The sequence below is a fragment of the Limosilactobacillus urinaemulieris genome (assembly GCF_014838745.1).
GTDB lineage: Bacteria > Bacillota > Bacilli > Lactobacillales > Lactobacillaceae > Limosilactobacillus > Limosilactobacillus urinaemulieris.
Map to the genome: position 1 here is coordinate 55,043 of NZ_JABUXR010000011.1, position 22,597 is coordinate 77,639.

Consider the following 22,597-nt stretch of genomic DNA (forward strand, 5'->3'; position numbering starts at 1 on the left):
ATAACTAGTTATACCATAAAATATAAATTTTGTCCCGTTATCTTTTCAATTACGAATTAATCACTCTAGTCGGCTAGTCCAAGATACCAGTCTTCATAATGATCAAACATAATTCGGACTCCATTATTTCGGAGACTGTCAAAATAATCGTGATAATCAACCGATTGGGTTTTCTTTAGTTTGCCCGTGGTTTTATCTAATGTTTGACCATCTAGCCACCATGAACGATTAAACATCGCAATGAATTCTACTGGAACAACCGGCTCTTTCATCTGGCGATTAAACAATTCCTGATAGAGAACTCGCTTAGCATTAAAGCCGAATAACTTTTCATCAACAGATCCAGAACCATTTTGATACTTCTTTTCAACAATAAAAACTGTCCGGCGTTTAAAGTTAAAAAAGGCTTCATCAGGTTTCCAGAATTTATGATGAATATTCTTAATTCCATAAACTTGTTTCAAGACATTGTAAAACTGAAACTGCTTGGTCACGACACCAATATCTTCATTATTAATCCGATCATGGACTAGATAATGCCGATCTTTAGCCCCGCTTTTTACCAAATTTTCTTTTTTGATCAGATATTCTGTTAACTCATATCTTCCGTTAAAATCATTTGCTAAGTGATGGGCTAAATCTGTTTGTCGTTCAAAAGCAAGGCCATTTAAATTAGTATTTGCGCCACCTGTACCATTCTCAATCATATTTAATCTCCATAAGTCGTAATGATTACTTCGCCAACTTTGCCCCGCTTATTTCCCTTTGAATTAACACTTCGGCGCGCTTGTACGTGATGGATACGGAAGTGCTGATCAGCATAGAGTTGCTCAATTAGCGGTACATCGGAATTAGACAACATTACCTTAACCCCACGATCGGCCAACTGGATCGCTAAATCACGCAGTTCCTCTTGCTGGACTAAACCAAAGCCGTCCTTGGTATAACTGGTAAATGCAGCTGTTTGATTTACGGGAATATACGGCGGATCAAAATAAACAAAATCATCTTGTCCGGCACTTGCTACTGCGTTCCGGTAGTCACCCTGAAGGATTTCAATATCATGAGTAGCTAGATAATGATGATCATTTCGAATCGCATTGACCGGAACATTAACCTTCTTGTGAGCACCATAGGGAACGTTATTCTGTCCCTTCGAATTAACGCGCCAAAGGCCATTGAAGCCGGCCTTATTCAAATAAATAAAGCGCGCTGCCCGTTCAACTGCGGACATTTTTGACAAACGACCGTCACGATCAGCTAACCGAATATCCAAATAATATTCTTTACTATCATTATCTGCATGTTCGCTAACCAGGCTAATTAGCTTCTCAGGCTGTTCTCTAACCACTTGCCAAGCATTAATTAATTCCTCATTAAAGTCATTAATCGTTGCCTTCTTCGGGAGAAGGTTAAGTAAATTAGCCCCGCCCCCGATAAATGGTTCAAAATAACGATTAAATTTTTTCGGGTAATAGGATGCCAATTCGGTTAGTAATTGTCGTTTACCCCCAACCCATTTTACAAATGGCACAGCGGTTGTTTGTCCTTCAGTCTCCATTCTCTTCATTCCCATCATGATTATTCTCCCACCATTTTGGCAGGTTAACCTTAATTTTTCGTTGTGGTGTATTTGCTAGCAACAAAATTGCCTCTCCAGTTGATAACCGACTAATCTCACGTAAATCAATCCCGTCAGTAATCGCTAAACTAGAAAGTTCTTCCGGACTTGTCAAATGATGAAGTAAGAGGTTAGCAAATTGTGATCGCAAGCGGGCCGGCAAATCTAATGGTGATTGAGTGGTCAATGTCATTGACAAACCGACCTTGCGTCCTTCACGTAGGACCTGGAAAATGCCGTTATCCGCAAGCTGCTGTTCATCCTGTGGCAAGTATCGGTGAGCTTCATCAAGAACAATATTAATCGGAAAATTATTAGGCGCTTGCAGGCGAGCAGCTAAAAGATTCTTTAGCAGCAATGAGATCACTACTCGTTGACTTTCCTCATATTGCTTCAATTTTGAAAGATCAATTACTAATGTTCGGTGACTGCTCCGGTGTTCCAAAAACATTTTAATGACAAAATTTAATTCTGTCTTAAAAACTCCTGGATGTGGCTCCGGATCAAATAGTACCCGAAAGGCATCGCTGACAAGGCGTTGACGAATTGTCGCAATTGCATTCCATTCTCGATTAATTGTCGGCCGATCATACTGTTGCCCCAGCAATGAATAATCAGCTCGTTCATCAGGATACGGGATTACGAACTCCTCAATTAATTGTTCAGCTAACTGCTGGGGTGCAAATGAACGAGACCAGTTACTGAGCCTTGCCAATTGTTTTTGATAATCTGCAATCGGAACCCCAATTTTAACATATGGCTGATTGCTTTGAACAAGGTTCTGTTGGATCCGTAATGCATTGACAGCCTGCGATAGTTTAGCATTCAACAACGGTGATCCCGATATTTGAAGAGCTTCCCGTAATTGATGAGCACTTAACTGTCCAGCCTCAAGATAAGCATTTTCACCTAATTTATAGGTTACTGAATTAGGTAGTTTTGAATACTCACCAGTTGGATCAAAAATAATCGTGGTGTAGTTGGTGCGTTGCAATTGATCAAGTAATGATAAGGTACTTGTGGTTTTACCGCTTCCCGTTTGTCCCACGACAAGTAAATGATGAGCAACTAAAGGATGAATATCCTGAACCGGCTTTCCAGCGCTCGTTATTGCAAATGTTGTTTGAGTCATATGATGCAGCCCTCCAATTTGATCCGCGTCTATCCTCTCCTTATTCTACTCTTTACCGTTCACTTACGATAGTCGTCACCAGCTGTCTGGCTTCCCGAACGCCAAATGAATGAGATGATTTTACTGGATAACGATGTATCTTTAGAATCTGCAGTGCTTGTGTCCGACTAATCATTAATTGTTCTGCAAGCGGCTCAGTTATTAAAACGTAGAATGCGAGCTCACGCAGTTTGATTGCTAGCTGGGTCCGCGCCTTAGTCAGGGTTAGTGTATTAAGTGCCTTCCAATTTTGGACTAAGAACCGACTCTTCCTTCTTTGAAGAGAATAATTTGTCGCATTGCTTTTTACCCGGTGAAGTTCCTGTTGTCCTAATCCTTGTTCACTTAGCTGGTACGTAAGTAATGTAATCTGTTGCTCTATCTGTCGCCAGTCATTAGCGGTTGATGCTAATAACTGGCGGATCTGCTCTTTGGTTAACCGTGGTCGATTTCCTGCTTTCAACTGTTCAACTAGGGCGCGTAAGTCATGTTCATCAGTTTCATATAGTGGTAAATTAACCTGACTAAAAAGCTGGCAGCGTTGAAATAAAACTGTACTTTCCCGATTCTTAAACCCATTATGTTGGTATGCATAGTCAAATAATTTCTCAGGGAAGCGTTGCCCAGATTGGTACTTCAACAGGATGCTATCCATGTACAAATGAACCTCATTGATCCCCCGCTGGATTTCCTTAGCAACTGTCATCGGGATACTTGCATGCTGTTGAAAGTGAGTAATTCCTAAATATAACCGTTTACCTGTCGAACGTGAGTGAAGAATAAACTGGTTCTTTAACCGGCGCCCACAATCACAATAAAGATTTTCGCCATGGTGCCCGTGTGCTCGTCGATACCAGGGATCAACAACCATCCCCACAAACTGCCAATCAGTATTTTGTAAATAGTGACGAGTATGGAACTGCGAAAGCATCGTGAAGCGAGTAAACTCACTAAGGGCTTCGATCTGTCGCTTATTTAATTGTTTTAAAATGCCAGCTCTGCGTTCAGCCGTCATTGTGATTATCTTTTTCAAAATCGTCACTACTCCACTAAAACAAATTGTTATCTAAATATACTAGAACAATTGTTCGAAGTCAAATTCTTATTCAAGCGATAACACCCACTAGTCAAAAAAGACTAAGCTGAAAATTCAGCTTAGTCTTTTTTGATTTAATGTGTAACACGTTCTAGGCTACATAGTCGAGATCGGCTCGCCCTAACCTTCCTTGAGCTAACGACCTCCGCCTCCGACGGCAAGACGCCGTTCAGCGGAGAAATCGTTAGCCATCGGAAAGTTTTAACGGGCTCGCACTCTAATTTAGGCACGTGACTTGTAAGATCCATCAGTAGTGTTGATGATCAGCTTGTCACCATTCTTGATGAAGGCAGGAACGTTAACAACTAAACCAGTAGTCATTGTAGCTGGCTTACCACCACCATCAATAGTAGCACCCTTGATCATTGGTTGGGTATCAGCAACTTCAAGTTCTACAGTGGTTGGCAATTCGATCCCAACGATTTCACCATCAACAAAGTTAACAGTAACCTTCATGTTTTCAACCAAGTACTTCTTGTCGTCGCCTAATTGACTAGCAGAAACTTCGTATTGGTCATAGTTTTCCATGTCCATGAATACTGAAGCATCACCTTGGTCGTAAAGGTATTGTGCTTGACGCTTGTCAACATTAACCTGTTCAACCTTTTCGGATGGACGCATAGTAGTGTGGACAATAGAACCAGTCCGAACGTCTTGGATGTCCATTTGCATTAAGGTATTACCCTTACCTGGCTTGTGGTGGTTGATTTGAAGAACCCGGAGCAACTTGCCACCGCGTTCAAAAACCATTCCTTTTTTCAGATCGATTGTTTGAATCATAACTAAAAACTCCTTCACGTATTTTTGAACTACGCTCCCACAATGAGAGTATGATCCAGGATCACATTAATCCCGTCCTCATGGCTTCGTTCGTAATTTTGCTCATAAAGCATTCAGTTCTTATTGTATCACACCTACTACAGCAATTTAGTTAAATTCAAAAATTAAGTCTTAAGCGTCCTCAATTTTTGTCCAATTTAATAACAATGAAGAGGTAACAACAGAAACGGAACTAAAGGCCATCGCTAATGCGGCAAATTCTGGGCTGAGAGTCAAGCCAGCACTAACAAAGACACCAGCAGCAATTGGGATTCCAATAACGTTATAGATTAATGCCCAGAAGAGGTTTAGCTTAATTCGATTAAAGGTCTTTTGACTAATCGACAATGCTCGGACAACGCCACGTAGATCATTTTTAACAAGGACAATGCTTCCCGATTCAATCGCGATATCAGTTCCTGAACCCATCGCAATTCCGACATCAGCCGTTGTCAAAGCGGGGGCGTCATTAATTCCGTCACCAACAAAGGCAACCTTTTTACCATTCTTTTGCAGCGATTCAATCACGGCCGACTTTTGGTTCGGCATTACACCGGCAACCACTTCATCAATGCCAACCTCCTTTGCAATCGCTTGGGCGACCTGTTCATTATCACCGGTAATCATTACCGTCCGAAGTCCTCGTGCTTTTAACTGGGCGATTGCCGTAGCAGAACTCTTCTTTGGCGTATCTTGAATAGCAATCAACCCAATAACTTCATTGCCAAGGCCAACATAAACCACCGTCTTGGCTTCATTTTGAAGTTTGCTTGCCCATTCCTTCTGCTTTTCTGTTAACTGTTCGTTTCCTGCTAATTTCAAGCTTCCGACAAATACTGGCTGACCGTCAAGTTTGGCTGTTACCCCTTGGCCTTCAACTGCCTCGAACTCGGTTACTTGAAGAAGTTCAACCTTCTCTTGCTGAGCTTTTTCTACGATCGCCTTAGCAAGCGGGTGTTCGGATGATGCTTCCAAACTTCCGGCAACCTGTAAAACCCTAGTTGGCTTACCGACCACATCAGTAACAGTTGGCTTACCAACAGTAATCGTTCCGGTTTTATCAAAGGCGATTGTCTTTACAGCATTAATCTCTTCAAGTGCCTGACCGTCCTTAATTAAAACCCCCATCTTGGCAGCGCGACTTGTTCCAACCATTAATGCCGTTGGGGTCGCTAACCCTAATGCACATGGGCAGGCAATTACAATCACGGCTACCGCAAAAAGCATCGCGTTTACTGCCGGTGCCCCAAGGAAGACATACCACACTACAAAGGTGATAATTGCAATAATCAAGACCGCTGGAACAAAGATTCCTGAAATTCGGTCAGTGAGATTCTGAATTGGCGCATGGCTGGTTTGGGCTTTCTTGACCATCTCAACAATCTGAGCAAGGACGGTTTCATCCCCAACCTTCGTGGCCCGAAATTCAATTGCCCCGTCACCATTAATCGTCGAACCGATTACGTTATCGCCGACCTTCTTTCTCACTGGCATACTTTCACCGGTCACCATTGACTCATCAACAGTTGTCGATCCTTTCGTAACAACTCCATCAACGGCGATCTTCTGTCCAGGTTTAACCCGAACAATGTCTCCCTTTTTAACTTGGCTTAATGGTACTTGAACAAACTTACCATCCCGTAAGACGTCAGCTTCCTTTACTTGCAGGTCGAGAAGTTTCTTTAGAGCGTTTGACGCGTTATTATGCATCCGCTCTTCCATCGTATCACCGAGTAATACGAAAACGGCAATAAAATCAGCACTTTCAAAGTAAACCTCACGCCCAGTTGCCATTGCAAAAATACTATAGAAATAGGCAATTCCTGTCCCTAACGCAACTAAAGTATTCATGTTCGCATGATGATTCTTAAAAGCAACCCACGCACTCGTCCAGTAAGGTACCGCTGCCACAAGCATTACTAAAGTTGTCGTAATTAAAGCAATCCAATTATATCCAGGTATCATCCAATGAAACGGCATTGCCAACATTTGAATGATCATCGGGATCGTTAAAATAAATGAAATCCAAAAACGCTGAATGCTAGATAGTTTCATTACTTAACAACCACCTTTCCATGGAACATATCCATCCCACAGGCAAAGTTGTATTCACCAGCCTTATCAGTAGGAATCTTAATTGAAGTTACTGGTTGCTTAGTAAGGTCCTTATCAATTCCCAACTTACTAAAAACAACGTGGGATAAACAAGCAGTGCCGTCCTTCATCTCAAAGTTAACGGTTGCTGGAACCCCCTTTTTCAAAACAACTTTTTCTGGAGAATAGCCACCGTGAACCACAACTGTTGCAACTTGGTGTTGATCATTAACCGTTGCCCTTTCACTGCTTTCGGTATGTTTGCCAAAGAACCACCAAATAATTCCCGCAATTAATGCAATCGCTACGATTAAAACAATGATTTGTACCATGATAATTTCCTCCGCTTTTATCGTTTACAGATGTAATTTATAATCTTATTGTAAATTGTTGTTTACATTTGTCAACAATAAAAACTTATTGGTAAAGGAGTCGAATGCTTTTCTGATCCTGTTTGGTAATTCCGTTGCGAATATTACGCGGTACCATGACACTATGCTGATATTCTGGAGCGTGGGCCAATCCTAAGGCGTGTCCTAGCTCGTGCTGAGCAACCTCACTCCGAAATTCTGGGTTAGTATAGTCTAGCTGGTAAGGATCAAGAATTGAGGTTGCCTTATGTAATTCATGGGTATCAGGATTGTACTCCGTCTTAGTCTCTCCCAGCTGGGCTGTCTGATAACCGACCCCGTTGTTGCTGGTATGAGCAGAAAGATCACTATCCGTGGCAATGATGTTGGCCTTATCCTCATTTTTCGTCCACTTAAGTTTAATCACTTTAACCTGGTTCCACTTCTTGACCGCACTTCGGAAAGCAGCTTTTAATTGGGGATCAGTGGTCCGCATATAGATCAGGATCGTCCGTTTCCGCCACCTGATCCCTTCAAGGGGTGTTGGGGTATTCTGAGGAATTGCTAGTTTCTGGCTATTTGGCGTCTGGTCAGAATCATTAAAACTAAAATCGTTTGAACTGGCATCTTCAGCATCCTGGTTGAAATAGCTTGTTGGCAGTGATGTATTATTATCATCAGCACTAGCCGGCTGAGTAATTAAGCCAACCGTTATTAACGTCAAGAACAATAAGAAATAACGACGCATCTTCACCCCTCCTTCCACATTCGTCCTTAATTTAAAAAATCGTCCTTCAATTCGTCAAGAATAATGACCTGACAAATCAGAGGACGATTTGTTTAATTTATTAATTTGCTTAGTCAATTACAACGTAAGACTTAATAACTTGACGGTCATCCATTGCCTTATATGCATCCTGAATTTGGTCAAGGGTAAACGTCTTAGTGAAGACCTTACCAAGATTAATCTCGCCATCGAGAACGGCCTTAAGAAGAACAGCCTTGTCGTAAGTAGTAACTGAAGCTGGACCACCAGCAACAATCGTGTTCTTGTAGAATGGGGCAGTCATATCTTGTTTTGGCGTGTGTGGCAAGCCAACCCGACCAACAATGGCGCCTGGACGGTCAACCTTCATTGCTGTATCAGTTGATTGTTCAGTCCCAACATATTCAAGAACAGCATCGGCACCGTCACCATGAGTCAATTCCATAATCTTCTTGACGGCTTCGTCACCACGCTCAGCAACATTATCAGTTGCCCCGAATTCCTTCGCCAAGGCTTCTCGATCTGCATGCCGACTGGTAGAAATGATCTTCTTAGCGCCACGCATCTTAGCAGCGATAATTGCACAAAGGCCAACCGCACCGTCACCCATAATAACAACGGTATCGCCAGCCTTAACGTTAGCAACCCGGGCAGCATGATACCCAGTAGCCATTACATCGGCAAGGGTCAAAAGTGACTTCAGCATTCCTTCGCTGTAATCGCTTGGTTGACCAGGAACCTTAACAAGTGACCATTGACCATGTTGGAAGCGGTAGTATTCTCCTTGAACACCATTACTAAAGTTATCAGCATGCTCTTCACATGAGCCGTCGAATCCCGCACGACAAGCAGCGCATTGACCACAGCCATGAGTAAATGGGGCAATTACAAAGTCGCCAGGCTTAACCGTAGTAATGTCATCCCCGACTTCTTCAACAATTCCTAAAGCTTCGTGACCGGAGTTTTCTTCACCGCCCTTGAGTGGGTTAATCCCCCGGAAGTTCCAGAGATCTGATCCACATACACAAGTCCGTACGATCTTTAAAATTACATCATCGGCCGCTTGAACTGTTGGCTTTTCTACGTCCTTTAATTCCATTTGTCCTGCCTTAGCAAAAAATGCCTTCTTCATTTTGAGGACTCCTTTCCTTGCAATAACATTCCCCTTTATTATAAGGAAAAAACGCCGTAAATGAAAATGCTTTCTTCCTATGACCTGCTATTCGTTTACAGAATAATTCTTCCCTAATTATTCTTCAATTGGGTGCTTACTAGTTAGCTCATGGACTTGCCGGGCAACTTCTTCCTTGACCGCTTCATCGTCAGCATGTTCCAGCAACTTAATAATTAAATCAGCTACCTGACAAACATCAGCTTCCTTAAAGCCCCGACTAGTTACTGCTGGGGTTCCAATCCGCAAACCACTTGTCACGAACGGACTCCGTTGATCGTTTGGAATTGATTCCTTATTCGTTGTAATGTGAACCCCATCCAATAGGTCTTGGGCATCCTTACCGGTAATACCAGTCTTAGTAATGTCAATTACCATTAAGTGGTTATCAGTGCCCCCAGATACAACCCTAATCGTGTCGGACTGATTAAATTCATCAGCCATTGCTGCGGCATTTTTGACAACCTGGTTAATATAGTCGGTAAATTGTGGCTGAAGGTCCTCATAAAATGCCTGAGCTTTCCCGGCAATGACGTGTTCCAGCGGGCCACCCTGAGTTCCAGGGAAAAGCGCTGAGTTAATCTTCTTACCAATTTCTGACGACTTAGAAAGGATCATCCCACCACGAGGCCCACGGAGAGTCTTGTGAGTAGTCGTTGTCACAACGTCCGCAACTGGTACCGGGCTAGGATGAGCACCCGTGGCTACTAACCCAGCAATATGCGCCATATCAACCATTAAGTGTGCGCCAATTTCATCCGCAATTTTACGGAATTTTTGCCAATCAATAATCTTGCTATAAGCAGAAGCTCCAGCTACGATCAACCGCGGATTAATTTCCAACGCTAATTGCTCGATCTGATCAAAATCAAGTTCCTCAGTTGATGGATTTAAGCCGTAACTATATGATTCATAAACTTTTCCTGAGAAGTTTACCTTTGCGCCGTGAGTTAAATGACCACCAGCATCCATTCCCATTCCAAGGATCTTATCCCCTGGTTTAAGGAGTGCCTGATAAACTGCCATATTTGCTTGTGAACCGGAGTGGGGTTGAACGTTCGCATATTCAGCACCGAAAAGCTTCTTTGCGTAGTCAATTGCTAATTGTTCAACTTGATCAATATATTGACAACCACCATAGTACCGTTTACCCGGATAACCTTCCGCATACTTATTAGTTAATACGGATCCTTGCGCTTCCCGAACTTCCTTAGAAACAATATTTTCGGAAGCGATCAGCTCAATCGTTTCCTGTTGTCGTTGTTCCTCATTTTTAATTGCTGCCCATAATTCTGGTAACTTTCCTGCATAATCCATCAAGATCACTCCTTAATCGCTTCAACACAACATTACTAAATTGATTATATCAAAAAAAGACCAGGAACATTCCTAGTCTTAATTAAATTAATTACTTTGGCACCACTGCTGTTGGGTTGTCCTTAGTTAGGTGGAATACTTGACTTGTTTCAACACCAAAGTAATGGTTGATTAACTTACTTAATTCATCCATCGCTTCGTTTGCCCGCTTGGTTTGCTCAGCATTAACTGATTCAATTACGGCAACCACGTTTTGTGAATCTTCAGTCAGCATCGTCCGTTCACCGTCACGCCAGTTCAGGCAACGACAAACCGCGCCCTCATTGTCGTACCAAAGGACTTCACCTTCAAGGGCTGGCTCATTTTTGCCGTCACCAACCGAATCAAACGCTTCGCCGCCCTTTGCAATTCCCAGGTGCATGTCGCCAGTAATCTTATCCCGGTCTTCAATTCCAACCGGAACGCCATAAGTCATTGAAACACTGTTGTAAACATCAACTAGCGGATTAATTGGTTCAAAAGTTCGTCCTTGATCAGCTCGCTTTAATAATGCCTCAACAGATGCCCGCGCACCCTTCTTTTTCTTAAATTGTTGGTAAGCCTTTCGCCATTGGTCAATCACTGGATTTAACCGGAATGTTTCGTTTGTTAGGAACTTCTGTGCTTCCTCGGTTGCATTGTGAAGCAGCTTCCGTCGTTCAGCAATGTTCTCATCATTATCGTGGTTATCAATTCCGTTTGCGTACAAAATATTCACTTGAGCGTCCGGGAAGAGATCCCAGAAGCCTTGATCGACTGTTACTTGATCCATTTTAAATCGCTCCTCTAGTTAATATTTTCTCTTGCCACCATGCTTAACGAATTTCCAATCAGCATCAATATTTTAACGAATTCGGGTCAAATAATCATGAACCTGCTGTGCTTCTTTTGCTGTGAAGCCCGTTAACGCCACCTCATTTGAATGCGAATTTTCTCGGATAATAAAAGGATAAATTCGTTTCCCCTTTTCCGTAACGTAAAGGTGTTTAATCTTTTTATTATCTGGATCACTTTCCCGATAGACATAACCCTGTTTTTCCAAACGTCGTACAGCACGGGCAAGGGTTGTCCGATCGACCTTTATCAGATTAGCAAGTTGCTCAGCGATAATTCCTGGGTGCTCATAAATCCGTACCACATAAAGAAATTGCAGATTAGATAAGTTAATGTCCTTAAATTCAATGTTGGAAATTGAATCAAGCGCTCGCTCAATCATTCCCACCTCACGCAAAATGTCAATCATGATAAATATCTCCTTACCCTTTTTATTATATTTATTTTTGTTGCAAATGCAACAAAAATTTAAATTATCTCGCCTTATGCGCAACAATTTTTGAATAAACTCCTGCATCCCTGAGTAAAGTTAAAGAGATTCATAAACTGGTAAGAAGTCCATTAACTTTTAATCGCTAAAGCCTGTTAAACACAAGACTATGCTAGAATCAAGCTATAAAGTTTCCAATAATTATTGTGAGGTGACCCATGCTAACAAAATACCAGCTTTCAACTTATAGCTCAGAAAAGTCTCCTGCAGACCTCAAAGACTGTAATTTGATTTTGCTTACACGAGCGAGTAAAAAAGAACTCCATCAAGTTTGTCGTTCCTTTGATCTCGACCCCTTAACGTTTGACTACTGCTCGTCTCCCGAAGAGGTTTCACGTTACCACCCGCTTATCAGCAACGCTCTTCCAGGAGGGCATATTCTGGTAGTCTATGACTTTATTACCGAACCAGAAAAAATTGAAAACCAGCTAACTCCTGCCATTATGATTTTTAACCAGGATACTTTAATCGTTTGCACGGATAATAGCGAAACGTGCCAACGACAGCTTGCTGAAAAGAAGTCACAAATTATTGATTTCATTACAGGCTATATCCTAAAATGCCAGCAAAATCTAATGAACGCTCTTTTAAAATATAAACCGGAAATTGACCGCCTTGATGCCGCTGCCCAAGAGTCATTCAACAATGATGAACTAAGAACATTAACTAACCTAACCAGAAAATTAGTTTTCTTTGAACACACCATGAACGATCAGTCGGAAACAATTACCGCCTTTATTAAGAACCCCCTATTAGAAACCATTCACCAAAAAGATCTTTGCTTTGAATTAGACATTCAGCAACGGCGACTTACTAAAACAATCCATATTTTTCGTGATCTCCTCGATTCAATTAGCGGCTTATTTACCGAAATGATGAATTCCAGTTTAAATAACCTAATGAAGTTTCTTGATTCCGCTGGGCTAGTAATTGCTACCGCAGCATTAGTTTCTGGATTTATGGGAATGAATGTCGGTGGTCTCCCGTGGAAAAATACTCAGTTTGGTTTTTGGTTTACCGTCACTATTTCAGTAAGCTTGGCCATTATCATTGCAATTTACCTAAAAAGAAAGAGTTATCGTTAAGTAAAAAGTACTAATAATTGGCTTCCAAACATAATCCGTATTAGCCAGAATTGCCTTATTCGTTACTTCTTTACCTGCCGTTGTATATATGGCTTCATCACTAGAATATACACCGTCTTTATGTTTCCAAGCTAAGTTTACATAAGTAGAGACTTTTTGATTAAATTCAACTGTCTTAAGTAATTGACCATTCTTATACAAATAAGCATTACGCTTAAATGTACCAGTTGAATGAAGCTTACTTGTATCAAAAGAACTATTTGTAGACAAAATAATTGGCTGCGTATTGGCATTATCCTTAGTAAAAGTATCAGTCAGCACCCACTGTTTATTGACTTTATCATAAGCTAAACTTCCGTTCCCGTAATCACCTTGGAATTGACCAAAATCAACTGTATCAATTCCATTGCCATCTGAGTCGGTTGCGTCAAAGCCATCACTGGTTTCGGGAATGATAACTTTGTAAACATCCCCCGCCTTAGCCTCATTGGTATTGAAGTTAAAGGTAATGTTATCACCTGAACTAATATCAGTTTTATCAGCCGTAAATTCAGTATGTTTTACTTGGCTATCCCCGTCTTGAATTTTCTGTTCCTTAACCGCATCCTGCGTAAGTGGTTGTTGTGTCTGCTCTGAATTAAGGGTCGTCGTTTCCGCTGTTGACTTTGATTTTTCCGAATTCTGGGCTTTATCGCCTTGCTTATTTGATAAGCTAACCGTCTTTTCAGACTGAATGGCTACCGCTGAAGAGGATGCACTTTCCGAAGAACCCGTTTCAGGCTTCACCGATGAATTGCTATCAGCGTGGGCTACCGTACTTCCTCCAATAACAATAGTCGTTCCTAGTAAAACTGAAGCAACGCCAACTGTAAGTTTTCTTAATCCGAAACGTTGACGTTGCTTTTCCATTTTACGTAAATATTCTTGAGTATTTCTACTAGACAATGTCCATTTCCTCCCCATTAGCTAACTATCTAATAATTAAAACTATAACTTCAATCGATTTAATTAATTATACGATCAATTTAACCTATTGAAAACTAATTCCAACAACTCAAACGATAAGCAAAAAGACTGCCAGCCCCTCGCTTTTTAACGAAGGACCGACAGTCTTTTAATTAATTAAATTTAATTTGTGATTAGCGGAATTACATCATTCCACCCATTCCGGCACCTGGTTGAGGAGCTGGAGTTTGGTTATCATTTGGTTCTGGCTTGTCAGCAACAACTGCTTCAGTAGTCAACAACAATGCGGATACTGATGCAGCGTTTTGAAGTGCAGAACGGGTAACCTTGGTTGGGTCAACAATTCCGGCTTCAACCATATCTTCAAACTTGCCATCAGCAGCGTTGTAACCAATTCCTGGCTTTTCGCTCTTCAATTGGTTAACAATTACTGAGCCTTCAACACCGGCGTTTTCAGCAATTTGACGAACTGGTGCTTCCAAAGCATCCTTAACGATGTTAACACCAGTAGCTTCATCGCCAGTAGCCTTAATGTCATCTAATGCTGGAAGAACGTTTACTAAGGCAGTACCACCACCAGGAACGAAACCTTCTTGAACAGCAGCCCGGGTAGCATTCAAGGCATCTTCAATCCGGTACTTCTTTTCCTTCAATTCGGTTTCAGTTGCAGCACCAACCTTAACAACAGCAACACCACCAGAAAGCTTTGCAAGACGTTCTTGAAGCTTTTCCTTGTCAAAGTCAGAAGTTGACTTACTAATTGCTTGCTTAATTTGGTCAACCCGTTCAGTGATTGCTTCCTTGGAACCCTTACCATCAACAATAGTAGTACTGTCCTTAGTAACGGTTACCTTGTTAGCTTGACCAAGTTGATCAACAGTAGCATCCTTCAAGCTCATTCCTAAGTCATCAGAAATAACAGTACCACCAGTCAAAACAGCGATATCTTGCAATTGAGCCTTCCGCCGGTCGCCAAATCCTGGAGCCTTAACAGCAACAACGTTAAAGGTTCCCCGAATCTTGTTCAAAACAAGGGTTGGCAGTGCTTCACCAGTAATGTCATCAGCGATAATTAAGAGTGAACGGCCTTCTTGAACAACTGATTGAAGAAGTGGCAAAATGTCTTGAATGTTGCTAATCTTCTTGTCAGTAATCAAAATGTATGGGTTATCCAAGTCAGCTTCCATCTTATCATTGTCGGTAACCATGTATTGTGACATGTAACCGCGATCAAAGCTCATCCCTTCAACAACGTCAACGCTGGTTTCAACACCACGGGAATCTTCAATAGTGATAACACCATCGTTACCAACCTTTTCCATTGCATCGGCAATCAACTTACCAACTTCTGGGTTAGCAGCTGAAATTGAAGCGATTTGTGCAATGTCATCCTTGGTCTTAACGTCATGGGACATCTTCTTTAATGCTTCAACAGCAGCTTCAGTAGCCTTGTCAATTCCCCGACGAATACCAACTGGGTTAGCACCAGAAGTAACGTTCTTCATTCCGGCATTAACAATTGCTTGGGTCAAAACAGTAGCAGTGGTAGTACCGTCACCAGCAATGTCATTGGTCTTGGAAGCTACTTCAGAAACAAGCTTAGCACCCATGTTTTCAAAATGATTTTCTAATTCGATGCTCTTAGCGATTGTAACACCATCATTAGTAATGGTTGGTGTGCCATAGCTTTGTTCAAGGACAACGTTCCGTCCCTTTGGTCCCATAGTGGTCTTAACTGTGCCAGCTAACTTATCAACACCGCGAAGCATTGAGCTCCGTGCATCTTCAGAAAACTTAATTTCTTTTGCCATTTTTTTATTCACCTCATATTAATATTAATGCTGTCATCAACTAAACCCTAGCTACTTATTCAACAATAGCAACAAGGTCCTTTTCATGAACAACGAGGTACTTTTCGCCGTCGTATTCAACTTCATTTCCGGCATACTTATCAAAGAGGACGCGATCGCCTTCCTTAACAACTGGTGCTAACTTTTCTCCATTATCTAAAGTCCGTCCAGCACCAACAGCAATTACCTTTCCTGTAGTAGGCTTTTCCTTAACGTTAGAAGCAAGAACAATGCCACCAACAGTCTTTTCTTCTTCTGTTTCTGCTTTAAGAAGAACGCGATCTCCTAATGGTTTTAACACGTTAATCCCTCCATTTTGATAAATTCCATACTCAAATTAGCACTCTCATGTACCAAGTGCTAATTACATTTTCTACTATACCATTTTTAGAGTTGATTGCAACCAATATGCTCTTCAGACGATGCTAACTAAAAAGTCGTCGGTAATTACATCTAGCGTAACTACCGACGATTCTATAGTTTAGATTGTTTTCTCATCATGATTATTTTCAGCATAATTCTTGATGAAGTAGATTAACGTTTGGAGTTCATTAGTTAAGTCAATATTTTGCACTTGAACATTCTTTGGAACCGAGAGACGAACTGGCGTAAAGTTCAAAATCCCCTTTACCCCAACGCTAACTAATTGATCCGCAACCTTTTGAGAAGTTGAGCTTGGAACAGTTAAAATCACGGCATCGATCTGCTGTTCCTTAATTTGCTTTTGCATCTCACTTGCTGGGTAAATTGGGATCCCGCTCTTTACAGTATTTGCTAATTCCGGCTTAGTATCGAACGCTGCACTAATCCGCAAGTTAGTATCTTGATGGAAATTATAGTTAAGGAGCGCACTTCCTAATGAGCCGACACCAACAAGGGCCACGTTAGTAAGGGTATCCTGATTTAGGATTCCCTTGAAGAAGTTCAACAGGCTCTCAACATCATAACCATAGCCCCGCTTTCCCAATTCACCAAAATAAGAAAAGTCACGACGGATGGTTGCGGAATCAACCTGAACCGCTTCTGAAAGCTCCGTCGATGAAACCCGTCGCTTATTTGCACTCAATAGTACACTAAGGTAACGGTAATAAATTGGTAAACGTTTTGCCGTTGCCTTAGGAATTTTCTTGGTAACCATTCTTTGTTATTCCTCCTACGATTTTTATGTTATTCAACATTAGTGAGCTTAAAATCTTTACTCAATTTTGCTAGTTTGTGAAATCCAATTCTCTTATTATTCTAGCAACAAACTCTCCTATTGTGAACACTCAAACAAAATTATTTTTAAAAAATTTTTCATTTGCTTAATCGTTAACGTAATTTGTAGGTTAAGCTTTGTGAAATCAGGGTCAACCAGCGTATAATGGAAAAGTACATCTTTTGAAGAACGAGGTAAACAAAATGATTCTTTTGCAAGCCAATAATGTAATGCGTCGCTTTGGCGCGGATGTCCTCTTTCATGACATCAATCTCCAAATTCAAGAACATGGACGAACTGCCCTTGTCGGTCGTAATGGTGCCGGAAAAACGACCCTATTAAAAATGATTGCCGGAATCACTAGTCCTGATGAAGGGACAATTTCTAAGAGCAAGAACCTGACTATCGGTTACCTAGCCCAGGATCAAGGATTGGACAGCCAAAATAGTATCTGGGCTGAGCTTGACCTAGTGTTTGCTCCCCTCCATAAAATGGAAAAGCAAATTCACCAGTTGGAAGACCAATTAGCTTCACTCGATCCAGCAACGAAAGAATTTCAACTAACTACGGAAAAATATTCCCAACTCCAATCCGCTTTCAAGAAACAGGGTGGTTTTGAGTACAAGTCGCGAATGCGGGGAATCTTAAAAGGATTTGGATTTGAAGAGGCTGACTACCAAACCGCGATTAATTCCTTATCTGGGGGACAAAAGACAAAGCTGGCTCTTGCTAAGATCCTTCTGCAGTCTCCTGACCTTTTGATCCTAGATGAACCAACAAACCACTTAGATATGAACGTCCTTGCATGGTTAGAAGATTATCTAAAAAGCTACCAAGGCGCACTCCTTGTTGTTTCTCACGACCGGTATTTCCTTGACCGAGTTGTTTCCGATATTTATGATCTCGATAACCATACATTGCGGCATTATACTGGTAATTACACCCAATTTATGCAACATAAGCAGGAATGGCTTACCGCTGAATGGAAGCACTATGAACAGCAACAAAAGAAGATTGCGAAGCTTGAAGACTTTGTCAATCGCAACATTGTTCGGGCATCAACCACAAAACGTGCTCAGGCGCGCCGGAAACAATTAGAAAAAATGGAGCGGCTGGATCGTCCCGAGACTGACGATCGGTCAATCCACTTTCATTTTCACAGTGATAAGGATAGCGGTAATGAAGTCCTGGACGTTGATCACGCAGTTGTTGGTTATAATGATCAAAAGCTTGCCGGGCCACTGTCGTTTTCCGTTCGCAAGCCCCAACGAGTTGGAATCATTGGACCTAATGGAATTGGTAAATCAACCCTGTTAAAATCAATTTTGGATCGGATTCCACTGGTTAGCGGTTCAATTAAACTAGGCGCTAACTTACAAATTGGTTACTACGATCAGGAACAGCAGCAACTTCATCCCGAAAAATCAGTTTTAAATGAAGTTTGGGACGATCATCCAAACATTCCCGAAAAGGATATTCGCTCTCTCCTTGGTAGTTTTCTCTTCGTTGGTGATGATGTTTATAAACTGGTTCATGACCTTTCCGGTGGAGAAAAGGCCCGGCTAGAATTAACTAAACTTTCTTTTAAACCAATTAACTTCTTAATTCTTGATGAACCAACAAACCACTTAGATATTGATAGTCGTGAAGTCCTTGAAAATGCAATCAACGAATTTTCTGGAACGGTCCTGTTTATTTCCCACGACCGGTACTTTATTAACCAGGTTGCTACGGATGTTCTTGACATGAGTGCTACCGGAATTAAGCATTATGAAGGTGATTATGATGACTACCTTGAAGCCGTTAATAAGGAATTAGCTTCATCTACGAAACAGGATGGCCAACAAGTTAACTCTGCAGCTAAACCAAAGAAATCCAGTGCTCAACAATCTTACCAACAAAGTAAGGAAACCCAGCGTGCTCGGCGAAAGCTTCAGCGTCAAGTTGACAAGTTAGAAAACCAAATGGCTTCCCTTGAGGAACAGTCACAAGCAATCCAAGAACAGATGAGTCAACCAGAAGTTGCTACTGACATTGGACAACTTGCGGATTTACAAAAACAACTGAATAAGTTAAATGAGCAATCTGAAGAAGTCGAGTTAGAGTGGACTAATGCAGCTGAAGAATTAGAGAAGTTCGATCAAGAAAATAGTTGACTTTTAGCCAAGAAGAAAGTAAACTGCAATCAAATGATCTAAGTAGGAAGTTCCAGAGAATGGTGGTCACCGGCTGAGAGCCACTTACATAATTCCGAATCCTAATCATTTCTAATCCAACACGTAAATAATATTTTTGAAAAAGAGTAAAGCATGTCTTTGAACGAGGATGGTAACGCCGTAACTGGTGCCTCGACATAGGCATGCTTTTTGTTTAGAAGGGATGGTTAATATGGGAAAGCAACATCAACGCATTGTCGTTAAGGTCGGGACAAGTAGTTTAATCTACCCCAATGGTCAGGTTAATTTACGGACAATTGACCGTCTTGCGTATACCCTCGCAACTTTAAATCATCAGGGTTACGAAATGGTTTTAGTTTCTTCCGGTGCGATTGGTGTTAGCCTTGCCAGTCTCGGCTTGACAAAACGCTCAGCTGAAATTGCCCAGCAACAGGCCCTGGCCGCAATTGGTCAAACCGAGCTAATGCGGATCTATTCCCAACGCTTCTTGGACTACCAGACTAAGGTCGGGCAAATACTATTAACCCGCGATGTTCTTGATTATCCGGTTAGCCGACAACATATTCTAAATACAATTGAGACCCTTCTCGGTGATGCAGTCGTACCAATTATCAATGAAAACGATCCAGTTTCAGTTGATGAGCTGGATCACCACACCACTTTCAGTGATAACGATGAACTCTCTGCTCAGGTTGCTACTAAAATTAAGGCCGATCTGCTAATCGTTCTTTCTGATATTGACGCTTTCTACGATCGTGATCCGCATAAATTTACCGATGCACACCCCATTCGTCACGTTAGCGAAATGACCCCGGAATTAGAACAAGCCGCAAGTGGTAGCAGTACCCAATTTGGAACTGGCGGGATGGTTACTAAACTCCGTGCCGCTGCTACTATTATGCAAGCTAACCAACACATGGTTCTTTGCAACGGCCGCGATCCCAAAATTATCTTCCAAATCCTCGACGGTAACGAAGAAGTAGGAACGAGGTTCGGAAAATAGAGTGCCTTCGTCTCAAAGAGTTTCCGGAAGGCTAGCAATTTCTCCTGACGAAGGCGGCTTGCGCCTAGGAAGGAGGTTGCTAGCTCTAGGAAACTCAGACGAAGCACGTTTCGACTATGCAGCCTAGAACGTTAGCTCGAGGGAGCTTAGGCTAAACACGTTTCGACTCAGTCGCCTAGAACATCATCTCGAGGAAGCCTAGACTGAGCAGAGCTTAACCATATAACAGTAGAAAAAAACTTAAAATTCAACCAAGGAGGATCATATCATGACATCACTTAATCAAATTGGTCAACAAGCCAAAACTGCCGCACATAAATTAGCACTTCTCGATACTTCTACTAAAAATCATGGACTTCAATCAATGGCTAATGCTTTAATTGCCAACCAAGCTACTATTCTTGAAGCTAATAAACGGGATCTAGCAAATGCTAATGAAATGCCAAAGAAGTTTCTTGATCGTTTAATGCTTAACGAGCAACGGATCACTGATATGGCAAATGGTCTTCGTTCTATCACCCAGCTTTCTGATCCGACTGCACAAATTGATCGGGGATGGATCAGTGATGATGGTCTTCAAATCATTCAACGACGAGTTCCGCTTGGTGTCATCGGAATTATTTTTGAAGCTCGACCAAACGTTACTGCCGATGCAACTGGCTTAACCTTTAAGAGCGGTAATGCCGTCATTCTTCGTGGCGGTAAAGAAGCCTTACAAACTAATCTGGCAATTGCCAAAGTTCTCCGTGAAGCATTAGTTCAAGATAACCTTCCCGCTGATGCCATTCAAATGGTCTCCGATCCGAGTCATGAAAGCGCCCAGGAAATGATGAATTTAACAGACTACATTGACGTTCTGATTCCGCGAGGTGGCCGTGGATTAATCCAACGAGTAGTAAAAACCGCGACCATTCCAGTAATTGAGACCGGAGCTGGTAATTGTCACGTTTACATTGATAAGGATGCTGATCTCAAGATGGCTACCGCGATTACCGTCAACGCAAAAGTACAACGCCCTTCTGTTTGCAACGCCGCCGAAAAACTACTAATTCACAAAAACGTCGCTAAGCAATACTTACCAACTATTGCCCATGCTTTAATCGATCATAGCGTTCAATTACGCGGTGACCAAACTGCCTGTGAAATTGTTCCAGAAATTGCACCAGCAACCACTGAAGACTGGGACACCGAATACAACGATCTCATCATGGCGGTTAAGGTGGTTGATGACCTTGATGAAGCTATTAATCACATCAACAATCACAGTACTCACCACTCCGAAACCATTATTACTAATAGTCTTGAACGGGGTCGCCAATTCCAAGAACAAATCGACTCCGCGTGCGTTTACGTTAACGCTTCTACCCGCTTTACCGATGGCGGAATGTTTGGCTTCGGGGCTGAAATTGGTATTAGTACCCAAAAACTTCACGCCCGCGGACCAATGGGATTACACCAATTAACTACCATTAAATACGAGATTACTGGTAACGGTCAGGTAAGAAAATAGGGCTAATTCGCAATGATAATTGAACAAATCAAGTATTTCGTTGTACTAGCAAATAATAAAACGATAACCACCGCAGCTAATCAATTACATATTAGTCAAGCCGGTTTAAGTAAAGCCATTTCACTATTAGAAATAGAACTAGGCTTCTCACTTGTTCAACGTTCTCGTCAAGGAACCGTTCTAACGAAAAAGGGACAAGCATTTCTTCCGCTCGCCAAGCAGTTTATCTCCTCATATAATCAAATGATTACTGGTGCTCAAGAAATCAAAACAGCTAATAAAGAAAACATTCGAATAGCTCTTGCCAATACCACTTCATTTATTGAACAAAATTTCATTAATCTCCAACAATCTGGAGTTAAATTAAGTCTTAATATGGGTGAGTTCCCTTCCAGTAAAATTATTACGTTGGTCAAAAATGGCCAATTTGATATCGGGTTAGTAGCAATAAACAGAGCAGCTAAAAAGACTTTGGGCAATTTGAAGTTTAAACTCATTCGCAAAGGAAGTCTCCGGATATACGTTAAAAAAGACAACCCACTACTACAACATTTAATCTCAATAAAGGAACTTCACAAATTGAACTTTTTCCTGTTTGAAGATGAGTATAACGATCACCTATTTGACGTATTGCAAAGCCGTATCGGTCCATTAAATGTTATATTCCATGGTGGAAGCAATGATGCTGTTGCTAAAATTGCCGATCAATTAAATGGCGCTATTCTTGCTCGAGATTTTCAAATTGAGTTAAGTGATAATCCAATTTTTAAAAAATTCCTGCCAATTAATATTTCGCCATTTTTAGATAGCCACTTTGAACTTGGTTGGATCTATCGACCGAATTATCATCTTTCAAAAAATATTATCAAGTTAATGACAATAAAGTAGACTAATAGCCTTAAAAATTATTTTAAAACTGAAGGGGCTGTGACATAAGTCCTTTAAATTAAGAGAACCGTTCGGAATTTCATTTGAAATTCTGAGCGGTTCTTCCTTTTCTTAAAATTAATACTAAATATGGACAGCCTCCCGGCGATCTT

General features: G+C 41.5%; 21 protein-coding genes. 5 read left to right on the forward strand and 16 right to left on the reverse strand.

Annotation, left to right across the window (positions count from 1 at the left end; genetic code table 11):
* Positions 1–65 precede the first annotated feature (65 nt).
* The 12 genes from HUK45_RS06545 to HUK45_RS06600 form a co-directional block, all read right to left on the reverse strand.
* On the reverse strand, positions 66–707 hold the full coding sequence (locus HUK45_RS06545; RefSeq protein WP_191911644.1) for a hypothetical protein: 642 nt from the start codon (positions 705–707) through the stop codon (positions 66–68).
* Between the two features lie 2 nt (positions 708–709).
* Positions 710–1,579 carry a DNA adenine methylase gene (locus HUK45_RS06550; RefSeq protein WP_191911645.1) on the reverse strand — a complete coding sequence of 290 codons (870 nt, stop codon included), beginning with the start codon at positions 1,577–1,579 and terminating at the stop codon, positions 710–712.
* Positions 1,551–2,753, reverse strand: a complete 1,203-nt coding sequence (locus tag HUK45_RS06555) for an ATP-binding protein (RefSeq protein ID WP_191911646.1) — start codon at positions 2,751–2,753, stop codon at positions 1,551–1,553. The genes HUK45_RS06550 and HUK45_RS06555 overlap by 29 nt, the downstream gene beginning before the upstream one ends.
* Positions 2,754–2,805: 52 nt before the next feature.
* On the reverse strand, positions 2,806–3,825 hold the full coding sequence (locus tag HUK45_RS06560; protein WP_191911647.1) for a hypothetical protein: 1,020 nt from the start codon (positions 3,823–3,825) through the stop codon (positions 2,806–2,808).
* A gap of 285 nt (positions 3,826–4,110) precedes the next feature.
* The gene (gene efp / locus HUK45_RS06565; RefSeq protein WP_040530735.1) at positions 4,111–4,668 is read right to left on the reverse strand and encodes an elongation factor P; all 558 of its coding nucleotides are present in this window, start codon (positions 4,666–4,668) and stop codon (positions 4,111–4,113) included.
* A 171-nt stretch (positions 4,669–4,839) separates the two neighbouring features.
* Positions 4,840–6,762: a copper-translocating P-type ATPase gene (locus tag HUK45_RS06570; protein ID WP_191911648.1), complete on the reverse strand. Its 1,923-nt coding sequence runs from the start codon at positions 6,760–6,762 to the stop codon at positions 4,840–4,842.
* On the reverse strand, positions 6,762–7,133 hold the full coding sequence (locus tag HUK45_RS06575) for a cupredoxin domain-containing protein (protein WP_206683793.1): 372 nt from the start codon (positions 7,131–7,133) through the stop codon (positions 6,762–6,764). Before HUK45_RS06575 ends, HUK45_RS06570 begins: the two co-directional genes overlap by 1 nt.
* Positions 7,134–7,218: 85 nt before the next feature.
* The gene (locus HUK45_RS06580) at positions 7,219–7,899 is read right to left on the reverse strand and encodes a matrixin family metalloprotease (protein WP_191911649.1); all 681 of its coding nucleotides are present in this window, start codon (positions 7,897–7,899) and stop codon (positions 7,219–7,221) included.
* Positions 7,900–8,008: 109 nt separating this feature from the next.
* Positions 8,009–9,049 (reverse strand): zinc-binding dehydrogenase, encoded by a 1,041-nt coding sequence (locus tag HUK45_RS06585; RefSeq protein ID WP_191911650.1) that lies wholly within the window; start codon positions 9,047–9,049, stop codon positions 8,009–8,011.
* Between the two features lie 117 nt (positions 9,050–9,166).
* Positions 9,167–10,405, reverse strand: coding sequence for a serine hydroxymethyltransferase (glyA, locus tag HUK45_RS06590; RefSeq protein WP_191911651.1), 1,239 nt, complete (start codon positions 10,403–10,405; stop codon positions 9,167–9,169).
* Between the two features lie 91 nt (positions 10,406–10,496).
* Positions 10,497–11,216, reverse strand: coding sequence for a B3/B4 domain-containing protein (locus tag HUK45_RS06595; protein ID WP_191911652.1), 720 nt, complete (start codon positions 11,214–11,216; stop codon positions 10,497–10,499).
* Between the two features lie 72 nt (positions 11,217–11,288).
* A complete protein-coding gene (locus HUK45_RS06600; protein ID WP_191911653.1) occupies positions 11,289–11,687 on the reverse strand; it encodes a MarR family winged helix-turn-helix transcriptional regulator in 399 nt (132 codons plus the stop codon).
* A 239-nt stretch (positions 11,688–11,926) separates the two neighbouring features.
* Here HUK45_RS06600 and HUK45_RS06605 point away from each other — a divergent pair, with 239 nt between their 5' ends.
* Positions 11,927–12,853, forward strand: a complete 927-nt coding sequence (locus HUK45_RS06605) for a magnesium transporter CorA family protein (protein ID WP_191911654.1) — start codon at positions 11,927–11,929, stop codon at positions 12,851–12,853.
* Here HUK45_RS06605 and HUK45_RS09580 read toward each other — a convergent pair.
* The 4 genes from HUK45_RS09580 to HUK45_RS06625 form a co-directional block, all read right to left on the reverse strand.
* Positions 12,830–13,798, reverse strand: coding sequence for a YSIRK-type signal peptide-containing protein (locus HUK45_RS09580; protein ID WP_235972060.1), 969 nt, complete (start codon positions 13,796–13,798; stop codon positions 12,830–12,832). The genes HUK45_RS06605 and HUK45_RS09580 overlap by 24 nt on opposite strands.
* 203 nt (positions 13,799–14,001) lie before the next feature.
* Positions 14,002–15,630: a chaperonin GroEL gene (gene groL, locus HUK45_RS06615; RefSeq protein ID WP_191911655.1), complete on the reverse strand. Its 1,629-nt coding sequence runs from the start codon at positions 15,628–15,630 to the stop codon at positions 14,002–14,004.
* Positions 15,631–15,685: 55 nt separating this feature from the next.
* Entirely contained in the window at positions 15,686–15,970 is a 285-nt protein-coding gene (groES, locus tag HUK45_RS06620) for a co-chaperone GroES (protein WP_102168655.1), read from the reverse strand.
* A 180-nt stretch (positions 15,971–16,150) separates the two neighbouring features.
* A complete protein-coding gene (locus HUK45_RS06625) occupies positions 16,151–16,807 on the reverse strand; it encodes a redox-sensing transcriptional repressor Rex (protein WP_191911656.1) in 657 nt (218 codons plus the stop codon).
* 263 nt (positions 16,808–17,070) lie between these two features.
* Here HUK45_RS06625 and HUK45_RS06630 point away from each other — a divergent pair, with 263 nt between their 5' ends.
* From HUK45_RS06630 to HUK45_RS06645, 4 genes are all read left to right on the forward strand, one after another.
* On the forward strand, positions 17,071–19,023 hold the full coding sequence (locus tag HUK45_RS06630; RefSeq protein WP_191911657.1) for an ABC-F family ATP-binding cassette domain-containing protein: 1,953 nt from the start codon (positions 17,071–17,073) through the stop codon (positions 19,021–19,023).
* Between the two features lie 223 nt (positions 19,024–19,246).
* The gene (proB, locus tag HUK45_RS06635; protein ID WP_413230824.1) at positions 19,247–20,047 is read left to right on the forward strand and encodes a glutamate 5-kinase; all 801 of its coding nucleotides are present in this window, start codon (positions 19,247–19,249) and stop codon (positions 20,045–20,047) included.
* 268 nt (positions 20,048–20,315) lie between these two features.
* Positions 20,316–21,557, forward strand: a complete 1,242-nt coding sequence (locus tag HUK45_RS06640; RefSeq protein WP_191911659.1) for a glutamate-5-semialdehyde dehydrogenase — start codon at positions 20,316–20,318, stop codon at positions 21,555–21,557.
* A 12-nt stretch (positions 21,558–21,569) separates the two neighbouring features.
* Positions 21,570–22,445, forward strand: coding sequence for a LysR family transcriptional regulator (locus HUK45_RS06645; protein WP_191911660.1), 876 nt, complete (start codon positions 21,570–21,572; stop codon positions 22,443–22,445).
* The last annotated feature ends 152 nt before the right edge of the window (positions 22,446–22,597 follow it).